This is a genomic window from Mycetocola sp. Y791, from assembly GCF_059445325.1.
The window spans coordinates 81,916-95,879 of record NZ_JCAIUC010000004.1; the positions used below are offsets into that span (position 1 = coordinate 81,916).

22 protein-coding genes are annotated in these 13,964 nt (G+C 61.1%); all 22 read left to right on the forward strand.

The genetic code is table 11. The annotated features are described in order from the left end of the window. Positions 1-16: 16 nt before the first annotated feature. Complete coding sequence (gene fusA / locus AC1C2N_RS13410) at positions 17-2,131, forward strand: elongation factor G (RefSeq protein WP_483404886.1); 2,115 nt, start codon at positions 17-19, stop codon at positions 2,129-2,131. Positions 2,132-2,257: 126 nt separating this feature from the next. Next, positions 2,258-3,451: an elongation factor Tu gene (gene tuf, locus AC1C2N_RS13415; RefSeq protein ID WP_483404885.1), complete on the forward strand. Its 1,194-nt coding sequence runs from the start codon at positions 2,258-2,260 to the stop codon at positions 3,449-3,451. Positions 3,452-4,124: 673 nt separating this feature from the next. Next, positions 4,125-4,433 (forward strand): 30S ribosomal protein S10, encoded by a 309-nt coding sequence (rpsJ, locus tag AC1C2N_RS13420; RefSeq protein WP_022895514.1) that lies wholly within the window; start codon positions 4,125-4,127, stop codon positions 4,431-4,433. An 8-nt stretch (positions 4,434-4,441) separates the two neighbouring features. Beyond that, positions 4,442-5,098, forward strand: a complete 657-nt coding sequence (gene rplC, locus AC1C2N_RS13425) for a 50S ribosomal protein L3 (RefSeq protein ID WP_108391779.1) — start codon at positions 4,442-4,444, stop codon at positions 5,096-5,098. A gap of 4 nt (positions 5,099-5,102) precedes the next feature. Further along, on the forward strand, positions 5,103-5,801 hold the full coding sequence (gene rplD, locus AC1C2N_RS13430; protein ID WP_483404884.1) for a 50S ribosomal protein L4: 699 nt from the start codon (positions 5,103-5,105) through the stop codon (positions 5,799-5,801). A 2-nt stretch (positions 5,802-5,803) separates the two neighbouring features. Then, positions 5,804-6,103, forward strand: coding sequence for a 50S ribosomal protein L23 (gene rplW / locus AC1C2N_RS13435; protein WP_108391777.1), 300 nt, complete (start codon positions 5,804-5,806; stop codon positions 6,101-6,103). 18 nt (positions 6,104-6,121) lie between these two features. Beyond that, positions 6,122-6,961, forward strand: a complete 840-nt coding sequence (gene rplB / locus AC1C2N_RS13440) for a 50S ribosomal protein L2 (RefSeq protein ID WP_416279217.1) — start codon at positions 6,122-6,124, stop codon at positions 6,959-6,961. 12 nt (positions 6,962-6,973) lie between these two features. Next, positions 6,974-7,255: a 30S ribosomal protein S19 gene (gene rpsS / locus AC1C2N_RS13445; protein ID WP_108391775.1), complete on the forward strand. Its 282-nt coding sequence runs from the start codon at positions 6,974-6,976 to the stop codon at positions 7,253-7,255. A 25-nt stretch (positions 7,256-7,280) separates the two neighbouring features. After that, entirely contained in the window at positions 7,281-7,646 is a 366-nt protein-coding gene (rplV, locus tag AC1C2N_RS13450) for a 50S ribosomal protein L22 (RefSeq protein ID WP_108391774.1), read from the forward strand. Next, positions 7,646-8,401 (forward strand): 30S ribosomal protein S3, encoded by a 756-nt coding sequence (rpsC, locus tag AC1C2N_RS13455; protein ID WP_108391773.1) that lies wholly within the window; start codon positions 7,646-7,648, stop codon positions 8,399-8,401. Before rplV ends, rpsC begins: the two co-directional genes overlap by 1 nt. A 2-nt stretch (positions 8,402-8,403) precedes the next feature. Continuing rightward, complete coding sequence (gene rplP / locus AC1C2N_RS13460) at positions 8,404-8,823, forward strand: 50S ribosomal protein L16 (RefSeq protein ID WP_108391772.1); 420 nt, start codon at positions 8,404-8,406, stop codon at positions 8,821-8,823. After that, on the forward strand, positions 8,823-9,149 hold the full coding sequence (rpmC, locus tag AC1C2N_RS13465; protein WP_483404883.1) for a 50S ribosomal protein L29: 327 nt from the start codon (positions 8,823-8,825) through the stop codon (positions 9,147-9,149). The genes rplP and rpmC overlap by 1 nt, the downstream gene beginning before the upstream one ends. Then, the gene (rpsQ, locus tag AC1C2N_RS13470; protein WP_108391770.1) at positions 9,149-9,454 is read left to right on the forward strand and encodes a 30S ribosomal protein S17; all 306 of its coding nucleotides are present in this window, start codon (positions 9,149-9,151) and stop codon (positions 9,452-9,454) included. The genes rpmC and rpsQ overlap by 1 nt, the downstream gene beginning before the upstream one ends. A gap of 35 nt (positions 9,455-9,489) precedes the next feature. Continuing rightward, positions 9,490-9,858, forward strand: a complete 369-nt coding sequence (rplN, locus tag AC1C2N_RS13475; RefSeq protein WP_108391769.1) for a 50S ribosomal protein L14 — start codon at positions 9,490-9,492, stop codon at positions 9,856-9,858. Positions 9,859-9,860: 2 nt separating this feature from the next. Further along, positions 9,861-10,220, forward strand: a complete 360-nt coding sequence (gene rplX, locus AC1C2N_RS13480; protein ID WP_108391768.1) for a 50S ribosomal protein L24 — start codon at positions 9,861-9,863, stop codon at positions 10,218-10,220. Then, complete coding sequence (rplE, locus tag AC1C2N_RS13485) at positions 10,220-10,807, forward strand: 50S ribosomal protein L5 (RefSeq protein WP_108391767.1); 588 nt, start codon at positions 10,220-10,222, stop codon at positions 10,805-10,807. The genes rplX and rplE overlap by 1 nt, the downstream gene beginning before the upstream one ends. 225 nt (positions 10,808-11,032) lie before the next feature. Next, the gene (gene rpsH, locus AC1C2N_RS13490; RefSeq protein WP_483404882.1) at positions 11,033-11,431 is read left to right on the forward strand and encodes a 30S ribosomal protein S8; all 399 of its coding nucleotides are present in this window, start codon (positions 11,033-11,035) and stop codon (positions 11,429-11,431) included. A gap of 6 nt (positions 11,432-11,437) precedes the next feature. Beyond that, positions 11,438-11,974, forward strand: coding sequence for a 50S ribosomal protein L6 (rplF, locus tag AC1C2N_RS13495; RefSeq protein WP_108391765.1), 537 nt, complete (start codon positions 11,438-11,440; stop codon positions 11,972-11,974). Positions 11,975-11,976: 2 nt separating this feature from the next. Beyond that, positions 11,977-12,336: a 50S ribosomal protein L18 gene (rplR, locus tag AC1C2N_RS13500; RefSeq protein WP_108391764.1), complete on the forward strand. Its 360-nt coding sequence runs from the start codon at positions 11,977-11,979 to the stop codon at positions 12,334-12,336. Beyond that, the gene (gene rpsE / locus AC1C2N_RS13505) at positions 12,333-13,049 is read left to right on the forward strand and encodes a 30S ribosomal protein S5 (protein ID WP_416046393.1); all 717 of its coding nucleotides are present in this window, start codon (positions 12,333-12,335) and stop codon (positions 13,047-13,049) included. Before rplR ends, rpsE begins: the two co-directional genes overlap by 4 nt. Beyond that, positions 13,049-13,231 carry a 50S ribosomal protein L30 gene (rpmD, locus tag AC1C2N_RS13510; protein ID WP_108391763.1) on the forward strand — a complete coding sequence of 61 codons (183 nt, stop codon included), beginning with the start codon at positions 13,049-13,051 and terminating at the stop codon, positions 13,229-13,231. Before rpsE ends, rpmD begins: the two co-directional genes overlap by 1 nt. Beyond that, the gene (gene rplO / locus AC1C2N_RS13515) at positions 13,231-13,899 is read left to right on the forward strand and encodes a 50S ribosomal protein L15 (protein WP_483404881.1); all 669 of its coding nucleotides are present in this window, start codon (positions 13,231-13,233) and stop codon (positions 13,897-13,899) included. The genes rpmD and rplO overlap by 1 nt, the downstream gene beginning before the upstream one ends. The last annotated feature ends 65 nt before the right edge of the window (positions 13,900-13,964 follow it).

Sequence of the window (13,964 nt, forward strand, 5' to 3'; positions counted from 1 at the left end):
TTCCTGGAGGAACCCAGTGGCACTTGACGTGCTCACCGACCTGAACAAGGTCCGCAACATTGGCATCATGGCCCACATTGATGCTGGTAAAACCACAACTACTGAGCGCATCCTGTTCTACACGGGCGTCAACCACAAGATCGGTGAGACGCACGACGGTGCATCCACGATGGACTGGATGGAGCAGGAGCAGGAGCGTGGCATCACGATCACCTCTGCAGCTACCACCTGTTTCTGGGGTGACAACCAGATCAACATCATCGACACCCCCGGCCACGTCGACTTCACGGTCGAGGTGGAGCGTTCGCTCCGCGTCCTCGACGGTGCTGTCGCGGTGTTCGACGGCAAGGAGGGCGTTGAGCCCCAGTCCGAGACCGTCTGGCGCCAGGCCGACAAGTACGACGTTCCGCGCATTTGCTTCGTCAACAAGATGGACAAGCTCGGTGCAGACTTCTACTTCACGGTAGACACCATCATCAAGCGCCTCGGCGCGAAGCCCCTCGTGATCCAGCTGCCCATCGGCGCTGAGAGCGACTTCGAGGGCGTCGTCGACCTCGTTGAAATGCGCGCGCTCACGTGGCGTGGCGACAGCAAGGGTGACGTCGAGATGGGCGCCAAGTACGCCATCGAAGAGATCCCCGCTGACCTCGTTGAGAAGGCTGCTGAGTACCGCAAGCTCCTCCTCGAGACCGTTGCCGAGACCGATGACGCGCTGCTCGAGAAGTACTTCGGTGGCGAAGAGCTGACCGTTGCCGAGATCAAGGGCGCGATCCGCAAGCTCACCGTCAACAGCGAGATCTACCCGGTCCTCTGTGGCTCGGCGTTCAAGAACCGCGGCGTCCAGCCGATGCTCGACGCTGTCATCGACTACCTGCCGAACCCGCTCGACGTGCCGGCAACCGAGGCTCGCGACCCGCGCGACGAAGAGAAGATCATCCTTCGCCACCCGGACGCTGCTGAGCCGTTCGCTGCTCTCGCCTTCAAGGTTGCTGTTCACCCGTTCTTCGGTCGCCTCACGTACATTCGCGTGTACTCGGGTCGCCTGGACTCCGGTGCCCAGGTCATCAACTCGACCAAGGGCAAGAAGGAGCGCATCGGCAAGATCTTCCAGATGCACGCCAACAAGGAAAACCCCGTGGACTTCGTGACCGCAGGTCACATCTACGCGGTTATCGGCCTCAAGGACACCACAACCGGTGACACCCTGTGCGACCCGAACAACCAGGTCGTGCTCGAGTCGATGACCTTCCCTGAGCCCGTCATCTCGGTCGCAATCGAGCCGAAGACGAAGCAGGACCAGGAGAAGCTGGGAACAGCTATCCAGAAGCTTGCCGAGGAAGACCCGACGTTCCGCGTTGAGCAGAACCAGGAGACCGGCCAGACCGTTATTCACGGAATGGGCGAGCTTCACCTCGACATCCTTGTTGACCGCATGAAGCGTGAATTCAAGGTTGAGGCAAACGTGGGCAAGCCCCAGGTCGCCTACCGCGAGACGATCCGCCGCGCGGTTCCGAAGCACGACTACACGCACAAGAAGCAGACCGGTGGCTCCGGCCAGTTCGCGAAGATCCAGTTCGGCCTCGAGCCGCTCGAGATCACCGCTGACCAGACCTACGAGTTCGACAACAAGGTCACCGGTGGACGTATCCCGCGCGAATACATCCCTTCCATCGATGCTGGTTTCCAGGATGCGCTTCAGGTCGGTATCCTTGCCGGGTACCCGCTCGTCGGCGTCAAGGCAATCCTGCTTGACGGCGCGGCTCACGATGTTGACTCGTCAGAAATGGCGTTCAAGATCGCGGGTTCCATGGGCTTCAAGGAAGCCGCACGCAAGGCTGACCCGGTTCTTCTTGAGCCGCTCATGGCCGTCGAGGTGCGCACTCCCGAGGAGTACATGGGCGACGTCATCGGTGACATCAACTCACGCCGCGGCCAGATCCAGGCAATGGAAGACGCAGCAGGCGTGAAGGTCATCACCGCCAAAGTCCCGCTCTCTGAAATGTTCGGCTACATCGGTGACCTGAGGAGCAAAACCTCCGGTCGTGCCGTGTACTCGATGGCATTCGAGAGCTACGCGGAGGTCCCGAAGGCTGTCGCCGAGGAGATCATCCAGAAGAGCAAGGGCGAGTAATCGCCCTGCGGCTGGGGAGGCATATCCCCAGCCGCGACCTAGTAACATAAAAAACACAAACCCCCGTAGTAAACCGGTTGCAATCCAGTGCCCGGCGTCGCTACATCAGTCCTGAGGAGGACCATAGTGGCTAAGGCCAAGTTCGAGCGGACCAAGCCGCACGTAAACATCGGTACGATCGGTCACGTCGACCACGGCAAGACCACGCTTACCGCTGCCATCTCCAAGGTGCTTGCTGACAAGTTCCCTTCGGCAACGAACGTTCAGCGCGACTTCGCGTCGATCGACTCCGCTCCCGAAGAGCGCCAGCGCGGTATCACGATCAACATTTCGCACGTCGAGTACGAGACGCCCAACCGTCACTACGCTCACGTTGATGCACCCGGCCACGCCGACTACATCAAGAACATGATCACCGGTGCTGCCCAGATGGACGGCGCAATCCTCGTGGTTGCAGCAACCGACGGCCCGATGGCCCAGACGCGTGAGCACGTTCTGCTCGCGAAGCAGGTCGGCGTTCCGTACCTCATGGTCGCACTGAACAAGTCCGACATGGTTGACGACGAAGAAATCCTTGAGCTCGTCGAGCTCGAGGTCCGTGAGCTTCTCTCGAGCCAGGGCTTCCCCGGCGACGACGCTCCCGTTATCCGCGTTTCGGGCCTCAAGGCTCTCGAGGGTGACGAGAAGTGGGTCAACTCGGTTCTCGAGCTCATGGAAGCTGCTGACTCGCACATTCCTGACCCGGTGCGCGACAAGGACAAGCCGTTCCTGATGCCGATCGAGGACGTCTTCACGATCACCGGTCGTGGAACCGTTGTCACGGGCCGCGCCGAGCGTGGAACCCTTGCCCTGAACTCCGAGGTCGAAATCGTTGGCATCCGCCCGACGCAGAAGACCATCGTCACGGGTATCGAAATGTTCCACAAGCAGCTCGACGAGGCATGGGCCGGCGAGAACTGTGGTCTTCTTCTTCGTGGCACCAAGCGCGAAGACGTTGAGCGTGGACAGGTTGTTGTGAAGCCGGGTTCGGTTACCCCTCACACCAACTTCGAGGGCACCGCCTACATCCTTTCCAAGGAAGAGGGTGGACGTCACAACCCGTTCTACGCGAACTACCGCCCGCAGTTCTACTTCCGCACCACGGACGTCACCGGCGTCATCACGCTGCCAGAGGGCACCGAGATGGTCATGCCTGGCGACACCACCGAAATGACCGTTGAGCTGATCCAGCCCATCGCCATGGAAGAGGGCCTCGGCTACGCAATCCGTGAGGGTGGCCGCACCGTCGGTGCTGGTACCGTCACCAAGATCATCAAGTAGTTTTTCACTACTGACGATTCCCTGAAGGGGGTCGGGCCCCTCGGGCCCGGCCCCCTTTTGTGTCGCCGCGAATGGCCGGTCCGCGTGCACTGCCCGGTGGATCCGGATGGCCGTCTGGTCACCCGTACTGGGGTGAGCCATTGCCGCGTGGGGTATATGACGATTCATCATGTTTGGCTAAAGTGGACCCAACCGTGACAGAATCCCCTCGGTCACGTCCACCGGCGGCCCCACCCCCCTCAAGGGGCCGTCGGCTGGGGAGTGCAGCTGACGGTTGCGCATCGCAGGGAGGCGCGGGCGCTGGAATTCCGCCACGCCCAACGCGACACGCCCGGGTTGCATAACGGGATCGAATCTGTCAGACTCGTCTAGTTCAACATTTCCGTGCTTTGCGCCGGAATCACTGCCAGGTAGTGCATAGATCACCCTCACTTTGAGAGTAGAGCTAGGCCGCGGGCAGCAGAACATCGACTTGGTCGACAACCCCCAACATTGGCATCGGCCAGAACGTCAGTACACCTGTGCGTTCGGCTTGAGCCAGGGGCGGGGGCCGGCAAAGACTTGACAGAAAAATAGTGGTGCGACAGCAAGTGGTGCCCAGCGTTGCAAAACGCTAAGAAGCGCGTCCAATGCGAAGCAATTCGTAAGACGCAAGACAGAGAGTGAGTCAAACATGGCGGGACAGAAGATCCGCATTCGACTTAAGTCATACGACCACGAGGTCATTGACACCTCGGCGCGCAAGATCGTCGACACAGTAACCCGCGCGGGTGCGACGGTTGTCGGCCCAGTGCCGCTTCCGACCGAGAAGAACGTGGTGGCTGTCATCCGTTCTCCTCACAAGTACAAGGACAGCCGGGAGCACTTCGAAATGCGCACCCACAAGCGTCTGATCGACATCATTGACCCGACGCCGAAGGCCGTCGACTCGCTTATGCGACTCGACCTGCCTGCCGACGTCAACATCGAGATCAAGCTCTAAGGGAACGCATGTCTACGCAGAACAAGACCAGCAAGGGTCTGCTCGGCAAGAAGCTTGGCATGACTCAGGTCTGGGACGAGAACAACAAGCTCGTTCCCGTGACCGTTATCGAGATCACCCCAAACGTTGTGACGCAGATTCGCACGCCAGAGGTTGACGGCTACAACGCGGTTCAGATCGCCTACGGCCAGATCGACCCGCGCAAGGTGAACAAGCCGGACGCCGGACACTTCGACAAGGCAGGCGTCACGCCTCGCCGTCACGTCACCGAGGTCCGCACCGCTGACGCATCCGACTACGCGCTCGGCCAGGAACTCACCGTTGAAGGCACCTTCGAGGCCGGCCAGAAGGTCGACGTCGTCGGAACCAGCAAGGGTAAGGGCTTCGCCGGTGTCATGAAGCGCCACAACTTCAAGGGTGTTTCCGCATCTCACGGTGCACACCGCAACCACCGCAAGCCCGGTTCAATCGGTGCTTCGTCGACCCCGAGCCGTGTCTTCAAGGGCATGCGCATGGCGGGTCGCATGGGTGGAGAGCGCGTCACCGTGCTGAACCTCCACGTCCACTCGGTCGACACCGAGAAGGGCCTGCTGCTCGTCAAGGGTGCCGTTCCCGGCGCTCGTGGCCGCATCGTTTTCGTCCGCAACGCAGTGAAGGGAGCGTAGTCCTATGACTGACGCAACTCGGATCGCTACGGTCGACGTTCTCGACACCAAGGGCAAGAAGACCGGAACGGTCGATCTTCCCGCAGAGGTGTTCGACGTCCAGACCAACATCCCGCTCATCCACCAGGTCGTTGTGGCACAGCTTGCTGCAGCCCGCCAGGGAACCCACAAGACCAAGCGTCGTGGTGAAGTTTCCGGTGCAGGCCGTAAGCCGTTCAAGCAGAAGGGAACAGGTCGCGCTCGTCAGGGCTCGATCCGCGCCCCTCAGATGCGTGGTGGTGGAATCGTTCACGGACCAGTGCCCCGCGACTACTCGCAGCGCACCCCCAAGAAGATGATTGCTGCTGCCCTCCGTGGCGCACTGTCCGACCGCGCACGCGGGGAGCGTATCCACGTCGTGGAGAGCTTCATCGTCGCCGAGGAACGTGTCACCAAGGCAACCACCGAGTACCTGGCACAGGTTGCGAACTCGGAGAACGTCCTCATCGTTCTCGAGCGTGACGACGTGCTCAGCTACAAGGCTGTCCGCAACATCCCAACCGTTCACGTCATCAACTACGACCAGCTGAACGCGTACGACGTTCTCGTCTCGGACGACATCATCTTCACCAAGGCCGCGTTCGACGCTTTCGTCGCCGGTCCGGTCAAGGGCAAGTCGGTCAAGGCTGTTGCTTCGTCTGCTGACGTCACTGAGGAGGCCTAGTCATGTCCAACATTCACAAGGACCCGCGCGACATCATCATCTCGCCGGTGGTCTCCGAGAAGAGCTACGGCCTGATCGACGAGGGTAAGTACACCTTCGTTGTCGACCCGCGTTCGAACAAGACCGAGATCAAGCTCGCGATCGAGAAGATCTTCAAGGTCGAGGTCGCAAGTGTCAACACACTGAACCGCACCGGCAAGACTCGTCGTACCAAGTTCGGTATGGGCAAGCGCAAGGACACCAAGCGCGCGATCGTGACGCTCAAGTCCGGTTCCATCGACATCTTCACGGCTGTCGGCTAAGGGGCGTAAGGAAAAACTATGGCTATTCGCAAATACAAGCCCACGACACCTGGTCGTCGCGGATCGAGCGTTGCTGATTTCGCTGAAATCACCCGCTCGACCCCGGAGAAGTCGCTTCTGCGTCCCCTCTCCAAGACCGGTGGTCGCAACAACCAGGGCCGCATCACGACCCGTCACATCGGTGGTGGCCACAAGCGCCAGTACCGCGTTATCGACTTCCGTCGTAACGACAAAGACGGCGTCAACGCCCGCGTCGCTCACATCGAGTACGACCCCAACCGCACGGCGCGCATCGCGCTCCTGCACTACGTTGACGGCACCAAGCGCTACATTCTCGCTCCCAACAAGCTCGCACAGGGCGACGTTGTTGAGTCGGGCGCAAGCGCTGACATCAAGCCGGGCAACAACCTGCCGCTGAAGAACATCCCAACGGGTACCGTCATCCACGCAATCGAATTGCGTCCGGGTGGAGGCGCCAAGATGGCTCGCTCAGCAGGCGCATCGGTTCGACTCGTCGCCAAGGATGGCCCGTACGCGCAGCTCCGCCTGCCGTCCGGTGAAATCCGCAACGTCGACGCGCGCTGCCGCGCAACCATCGGCGAGGTCGGCAATGCCGAGCAGTCGAACATCAACTGGGGTAAGGCCGGCCGTAGCCGCTGGAAGGGCATCCGCCCGACAGTGCGTGGTGTCGCCATGAACCCGGTCGACCACCCGCACGGTGGTGGTGAGGGCAAGACCTCCGGTGGACGTCACCCGGTCAGCCCGTGGGGTCAGAAAGAAGGCCGCACCCGCCACCCGAACAAGGAAAGCGACAAGCTCATCGTTCGTCGCCGTACCGCCACCAAGAAGCGTAAGTAGGAGTTGTAGAAGATGCCACGCAGTCTTAAGAAGGGCCCCTTCGTTGATGACCACCTGCTCCGCAAGGTGGTTCGCGCGAACGAGGCCAACAGTAAAAACGTCATCAAGACCTGGTCGCGCCGTTCGATGATTGTCCCCAACATGCTTGGGCACACCATCGCGGTGCACGACGGTCGCAAGCACATCCCGGTGTTCATCACCGAGTCGATGGTCGGGCACAAGCTCGGCGAGTTTGCACCCACCCGCACCTTCCGTGGACACGTGAAGGATGACAAGAAGGGTCGTCGCCGCTAACGCGGTGACGAAAAGGAGGAGAGAAATGGTGGAGTCAGTCGCACGAGTGCGTCACATCCGCGTCACCCCCATGAAGGCCCGCCGCGTCGTCAACATGATCCGCGGAAAGCAGGCCACTGAGGCCTTGGCCATTCTGAAGTTCGCACCGCAGGGTGCATCAGAGCCCGTCTACAAGCTGGTTGCTTCTGCCATCGCGAACGCTCGCGTCAAGGCAGACAAGGACAACCAGTTCCTCGACGAGCAGGACCTGTACATTGCCAAGGCATTCGTTGATGAGGGTACGACCCTCAAGCGCTTCCAGCCGCGTGCACAGGGCCGGGCATTCCAGATTCTGAAGCGCACCAGCCACATCACTGTTGTGCTCGCCACTCCTGAGGAGGGTACGAAGTAATGGGTCAGAAAGTAAATCCATACGGCTTCCGCCTCGGCATCACCACCGACCACGTGTCGCGCTGGTTTTCCGACAGCACCAAGCCTGGCCAGCGTTACAGCGACTACGTTGCTGAAGACGTCAAGATCCGTCGACTGCTCGGCACCTCGCTTGACCGCGCCGGTGTTTCGCGCATCGAGATCGAGCGCACCCGTGACCGTGTCCGCGTCGACATCCACACCGCCCGTCCGGGCATTGTGATCGGTCGCCGTGGCGCCGAGGCTGAGCGGATTCGCACAGACCTCGAGAAGCTCACTGGCAAGCAGATCCAGCTGAACATCCTCGAGGTCAAGAACCCCGAGGCTGACGCTCAGCTGGTCGCACAGGGCATCGCCGAGCAGCTCTCCGCACGTGTGGCATTCCGCCGCGCAATGCGTAAGGGACTGCAGGGCGCCCAGCGCGTCTCGACTGTCAAGGGTGTTCGCATCCAGGTCTCCGGCCGCCTCGGCGGCGCCGAGATGAGCCGTTCGGAGTTCTACCGCGAAGGCCGTGTGCCACTGCACACGCTCCGCGCGAACATCGACTACGGCTTCTACGAGGCAAAGACCACCTTCGGCCGCATCGGCGTGAAGGTCTGGATCTACAAGGGCGACATCACCAACAAGGAACTCGCTCGCGAGCAGGCAAACGCTAAGTCGAGCCGCCCGGAGCGCAGTGACCGTCCGCGTCGTGCACCTCGTGCGGACGCTCCGGTTGCAGAAGGGGCTACGGCTTAATCATGCTTATTCCACGTCGTGTCAAGCACCGCAAGCAGCACCGTCCCCACCGCACTGGCCAGGCCACCGGTGGAACCGTTGTCAGCTTCGGCGAGTACGGCATTCAGGCCCTCACCCCCGCTTATGTGACCAACCGTCAGATCGAGTCCGCTCGAATCGCGATGACGCGTCACATCAAGCGTGGTGGAAAGGTCTGGATCAACATCTACCCCGACCGTCCGCTCACCAAGAAGCCTGCTGAAACCCGCATGGGTTCCGGTAAGGGTTCGCCCGAGTGGTGGGTCGCGAACGTCAAGCCCGGCCGTGTGCTCTTCGAGGTTGCTGGTGTCCCCGAGACACTCGCCCGCGAGGCACTGACCCGTGCAATCCACAAGCTGCCTCTCAAGGCACGCATCATCAAGCGCGAGGAGGGCGACGCATAATGGCGATCGGTTCCAAGGAGCTCACCCCCGTTGAGCTCGACACATTTGAAGACGAACGTCTTGTCGACGAGCTGCGCAAGGCCAAGGAAGAGCTGTTCAACCTGCGCTTCCAGTCGGCCACCGGCCAGCTCGAAACCCACGGCCGCCTGCGCGCCGTGAAGCGCGACATCGCTCGCATCTACACGGTCATCCGTGAGCGCGAGCTCGGAATTCGGGCCACCCCGGTTCCGGTTGAAGTCGAGGCTCCGGTCAAGGCTGCGAAGAAGACCAAGAAGAAGGATGCCGTTGAAGCGGCACCCGAAACCGAGACTGAGGAGGCCAAGTAATGGCTAAGTCTGACGCTAAGGGCGCAGCACCCTCGACTGAGGCTGAGGCCGTTGTTCGTGGCTACCGCAAGACGGCACGTGGATACGTCATCAGCGACCGCATGGACAAGACCATCACGGTTGAGGTCGAAGACCGCGTAAAGCACCCGCTTTACGGCAAGGTCATCCGCCGCACCTCCAAGAGGAAGGTGCACGACGAGCTCAACGGCGCCGGCATCGGTGACCTCGTTCTGATCAGCGAGACCCGTCCGCTCAGCGCCACAAAGCGCTGGCGCCTGGTCGAGATCCTCGAGAAGGCCAAGTAAGCCCCCGGGCTTTACTTGTCAGAAGGAGTTAGAAAATGCTTCAGCAGGAATCCAGAGTCAAGGTTGCCGACAACACCGGCGCCAAGGAGCTTCTCACCATTCGTGTTCTCGGCGGATCCGGTCGGCGTTACGCCAGCCTCGGCGACACCATCGTTGCGACCGTCAAGGACGCAATCCCCGGCGGAAACGTCAAGAAGGGTGACGTCGTCAAGGCGGTCATCGTTCGCACCAAGAAGGAAGTCCGTCGTCAGGACGGCTCCTACATCAAGTTCGATGAGAACGCAGCAGTGATTTTGAAGAACGACGGCGACCCCCGCGGTACCCGTATCTTCGGACCGGTCGGTCGCGAGCTTCGCGACAAGAAGTTCATGAAGATCGTCTCGCTGGCACCGGAGGTTATTTAGTCATGGCGAAGATCAAAAAGGGCGACCTCGTCCAGGTCATCTCTGGCGCAACCCAGGCTCGCGGCGGTTCACGCGGCAAGCAGGGTCGTGTCATCCAGGTCCTGGTCGAGAAGAACCGCGTCATCGTTGAGGGCGTCAACTACGTCACCAAGCACGTCCGCCAGGGTCAGACCCAGCGCGGAACGAAGACCGGTGGCGTCGAGACCCACGAGGCTCCGATCCACATCTCGAATGTGGCTCTCGTTGACCCCGAGACCAAGAAGCCGACGCGAGTCGGACACCGCAACGAGCAAGTAACGAAGAACGGCGTCACCAAGACGGTCCGTGTTCGTTACGCCAAGAAGTCAGGTAAGGACCTCTAATGACTGACACGGCAGTGGCGGCTGGCAAAATCCAGCCCCGCCTCAAGGAAAAGTACAAGGCAGAGATCCAGGAGCAGCTGCTCAAGGAACTCGGCCTGACCAACGTGCACCAGATTCCGACGCTCACCAAGATCGTCGTGAACATGGGTGTCGGTGAGGCAGCCCGCGATGGAAAGATCATCGATGGCGCTGTTGCCGACCTGACCAAGATCACCGGTCAGAAGCCACAGGTCACCAAGGCCCGCAAGTCCATCGCACAGTTCAAGCTGCGCGAAGGTCAGCCCATCGGCGCCCACGTCACGCTTCGTGGGGACCGCATGTGGGAGTTCCTGGACCGCCTGCTGAGCCTCGCTCTCCCGCGTATCCGCGACTTCCGCGGCCTCAGCCCGAAGCAGTTCGATGGCACCGGCAACTACACGTTCGGTCTGACCGAGCAGTCGATGTTCCACGAAATCGACCAGGACAAGATCGACCGCGTACGCGGAATGGACATCACCGTTGTTACAACGGCGAAGTCCGACGAGCAGGGTCGCGCGCTCCTCAAGGCGCTCGGATTCCCCTTCACGTCAACAGACAGCGCAAAGTAACTGTAGAGTGGGTCGGTTGCTTGCAGCCGGCCCGCACTGCGGTTGCTCACAACTGAAGATTTCTCTCGCACGGTTGCGCCGGCACCAATTTGTTCGACAAATCGGTGTTCGGCGCACTCGAGCGTGGAGATCAGGGGGGCGGAGCATCCGTTTCTCCCCTAACCACCACAGGTCGTCATTCGTGTAACGGGTGAACGAAACCTGGTGAACCGAAGGAAATAACACATGACAATGACAGATCCGGTCGCAGACATGCTGACCAGACTGCGCAACGCGAACTCGGCGCACCACGACACCGTGTCCATGCCGCACTCGAAGCTCAAGAGCCACATCGCGGAGATCCTCACCTCTGAGGGCTACATCTCCGGATGGGAAGTTTCTGACGCACGCGTCGGACAGACCCTGACGCTGAACCTCAAGTTCGGCCCGAACCGCGAGCGCTCCATTGTGGGCATCAAGCGTGTCTCGAAGCCAGGCCTCCGCGTGTACGCAAAGTCGACGGAGATCCCCAAGGTTCTCGGCGGCCTCGGCGTCGCCATCCTGTCCACCTCCTCTGGTCTGCTTACAGACCGTCAGGCTGAGAAGAAGGGCGTAGGCGGAGAAATTCTCGCTTACGTGTGGTAGCCAGATATGTCGCGTATTGGAAGACTTCCCATTGAGATCCCCGCAGGGGTCACCGTATCGGTCGACGGCTCAGCCGTCACCGTCCAGGGCCCGAAGGGTGAGCTCGCGCTGAACGTCGCCAGCCCCATCGAGGTCAAGGTTGAGGATGGCCAGGTTCTGGTCACTCGCCCCGACGACGAGCGTGAATCACGTTCGCTCCACGGACTCACCCGCACACTCATCAGCAACCAGATCGTCGGCGTCACCCAGGGCTACACCAAGGGCCTTGAGGTTGTCGGAACCGGTTACCGCGTTGCACAGAAGGGCGGCTCTGTTGAGTTCGCTCTCGGCTTCTCGCACCCGGTCCTGATCGACCCGCCTGCCGGCATCACGCTCACCGTTGAGGGCAACAACAAGCTCACGGTGTCTGGTATCGACAAGCAGGCCGTCGGCGAGGCTGCTGCCAACATTCGTAAGATTCGCAAGCCTGAGCCGTACAAGGGCAAGGGTGTGCGTTACGCCGGCGAGATTGTTCGCCGCAAGGCCGGAAAGGCTGGTAAGTAACCATGGCCGTAAAGTCCAAGTCGGCTGCGCGTGACCGTCGTCACGCGCGCCTCCGTAAGAAGATCGCGGGAACAGCGGCTCGACCGCGTCTCGTTGTGACCCGTTCGGCTCGTCACGTATTCGTGCAGGTCGTCGACGACAGCAAGGGCTTCACCCTCGCGTCGGCATCGACCCTCGAAACTGACCTCCGTACCTTTGACGGTGACAAGACCGCAAAGGCCAAGAAGGTCGGCGAGCTCGTTGCAGAGCGTGCGAAGAGCGCCGGCATCGAAGAAGTCGTTTTTGACCGCGGTGGCAACCGTTACGCGGGTCGCGTCGCGGCTATCGCCGAGGGTGCTCGAGAGGGTGGGTTGAACCTGTGAGTGATGTACAGAAGACCGAGGTTGCAGCTGCTGCTGAGCTGCCAGCCGTCGAAAAGCCGGTCGAAACCGCAGCTGGTACCGAGAGCTCGGGTCGCACCGATGCTCGCGACAGCCGCCGTGGCGGTCGTGGCGAGCGTAACCAGGGCCGCGAGCGTAACAGCCGCGACGCTGACAAGAACCAGTTCCTCGAGCGCGTCGTCACCATCAACCGTGTCTCCAAGGTCGTCAAGGGTGGTCGTCGCTTCAGCTTCACCGCTCTCGTCGTCGTCGGAGACGGCAACGGAATGGTCGGCGTCGGCTACGGCAAGGCTCGCGAAGTGCCTCTCGCCATCTCCAAGGGCGTCGAGGAAGCGAAGAAGAACTTCTTCCGCGTTCCCCGCGTCGGCTCGACCATCCCGCACCCCGTCCAGGGTGAGGCAGCCGCAGGTGTTGTTCTCCTGCGTCCGGCCGCTGCGGGTACCGGTGTTATCGCCGGTGGTCCCGTCCGCGCCGTCCTCGAGTGCGCAGGCATCCACGACGTTCTCAGCAAGTCGCTCGGTTCGTCGAACACCATCAACATCGTTCACGCGACAGTTACCGCGTTGAAGATGCTCGAAGAGCCTCGCGCCGTTGCCGCACGCCGTGGCAAGGAGTACTCCGAGATTGCTCCTGCCAAGCTGCTGCAGGTCGAGGCCCAGGCCGCTGCCAAGGCAGCCGCAAAGGTAGGTGCGTAATGGCTTCATTGCGAATCACGCAGATCAAATCCAAAATTAGTGAGAAGCAGAACCAGCGCGACACACTGCGCAGCCTGGGACTGAAGCGCATCGGTGCTGTTGTTGTCCGTGAGGACAACTCGCAGAACCGTGGCTACGTCAACACTGTTGCTCACCTCGTCAAGGTTGAGGAGATCGACTAATGGCTGACAAGAAAGATGTCACCGAGGAGACCGCCAAGAAGGCTCCCGCGAAGAAGGCCGCTGTAAAGACGGCTGACGCAAAGGCGCCCGCTGCCAAGAAGGCTCCAGCGAAGAAGGCGCCTGCCAAGGCGGCTTCCGCCAAGGCCGAGACCGTAGCTGCTGACGCCCCCGTGGCGAAGGCTCCTGCTCGGAAGGCCCCCGCGAAGAAGGCGGAGGAGTCCGCTCCTCGCCCGCAGGTGCTCAAGGTCCACCACCTTCGTCCCGCTGAGGGATCGAAGAAGGACCGCCAGCGCGTTGGCCGTGGTGAAGGCTCCAAGGGTAAGACTGCTGGTCGTGGAACCAAGGGTACGAAGGCTCGTTACTCGGTTCGTCCCGGCTTTGCCGGTGGCCAGCTGCCACTGCACATGCGTGCTCCGAAGCTGCGCGGGTTCAAGAACCCGTTCCGCGTCGAGTACCAGGTTGTCAACCTTGAGCGTCTCGCTGAGCTCTACCCGAAGGGCGGCGACGTCACAGTTGCCGACCTCGTCGCCAAGGGCGCCGTTCGCAAGAACGAGAAGGTCAAGGTCCTCGGAAACGGCGACATCGACGTGAAGCTGAACATTTCGGTAGACAAGGTCTCCGGATCAGCTGAGCAGAAGATCGTTGCTGCTGGCGGCTCTGTAAAGTAAAACAAAAGACGCCGGTCGAGCGCTCACACTAATGAGCAGGTCACCGATTGTTCGACAGGCCCGGT

Excerpts from the sequence above, each read along its gene's own strand:
- rpsJ (WP_022895514.1), top strand. The coding sequence starts at position 4,125 with ATGGCGGGACAGAAGATCCGCATTCGACTTAAGTCATACGACCACGAG.
- rplC (WP_108391779.1), top strand. The coding sequence starts at position 4,442 with ATGTCTACGCAGAACAAGACCAGCAAGGGTCTGCTCGGCAAGAAGCTT.
- rplD (WP_483404884.1), top strand. The coding sequence starts at position 5,103 with ATGACTGACGCAACTCGGATCGCTACGGTCGACGTTCTCGACACCAAG.
- rplW (WP_108391777.1), top strand. The coding sequence starts at position 5,804 with ATGTCCAACATTCACAAGGACCCGCGCGACATCATCATCTCGCCGGTG.
- rplB (WP_416279217.1), top strand. The coding sequence starts at position 6,122 with ATGGCTATTCGCAAATACAAGCCCACGACACCTGGTCGTCGCGGATCG.
- rpsS (WP_108391775.1), top strand. The coding sequence starts at position 6,974 with ATGCCACGCAGTCTTAAGAAGGGCCCCTTCGTTGATGACCACCTGCTC.
- rplV (WP_108391774.1), top strand. The coding sequence starts at position 7,281 with ATGGTGGAGTCAGTCGCACGAGTGCGTCACATCCGCGTCACCCCCATG.
- rpsC (WP_108391773.1), top strand. The coding sequence starts at position 7,646 with ATGGGTCAGAAAGTAAATCCATACGGCTTCCGCCTCGGCATCACCACC.
- rplP (WP_108391772.1), top strand. The coding sequence starts at position 8,404 with ATGCTTATTCCACGTCGTGTCAAGCACCGCAAGCAGCACCGTCCCCAC.
- rpmC (WP_483404883.1), top strand. The coding sequence starts at position 8,823 with ATGGCGATCGGTTCCAAGGAGCTCACCCCCGTTGAGCTCGACACATTT.
- rpsQ (WP_108391770.1), top strand. The coding sequence starts at position 9,149 with ATGGCTAAGTCTGACGCTAAGGGCGCAGCACCCTCGACTGAGGCTGAG.
- rplN (WP_108391769.1), top strand. The coding sequence starts at position 9,490 with ATGCTTCAGCAGGAATCCAGAGTCAAGGTTGCCGACAACACCGGCGCC.
- rplX (WP_108391768.1), top strand. The coding sequence starts at position 9,861 with ATGGCGAAGATCAAAAAGGGCGACCTCGTCCAGGTCATCTCTGGCGCA.
- rplE (WP_108391767.1), top strand. The coding sequence starts at position 10,220 with ATGACTGACACGGCAGTGGCGGCTGGCAAAATCCAGCCCCGCCTCAAG.
- rpsH (WP_483404882.1), top strand. The coding sequence starts at position 11,033 with ATGACAATGACAGATCCGGTCGCAGACATGCTGACCAGACTGCGCAAC.
- rplF (WP_108391765.1), top strand. The coding sequence starts at position 11,438 with ATGTCGCGTATTGGAAGACTTCCCATTGAGATCCCCGCAGGGGTCACC.
- rplR (WP_108391764.1), top strand. The coding sequence starts at position 11,977 with ATGGCCGTAAAGTCCAAGTCGGCTGCGCGTGACCGTCGTCACGCGCGC.
- rpmD (WP_108391763.1), top strand. The coding sequence starts at position 13,049 with ATGGCTTCATTGCGAATCACGCAGATCAAATCCAAAATTAGTGAGAAG.
- rplO (WP_483404881.1), top strand. The coding sequence starts at position 13,231 with ATGGCTGACAAGAAAGATGTCACCGAGGAGACCGCCAAGAAGGCTCCC.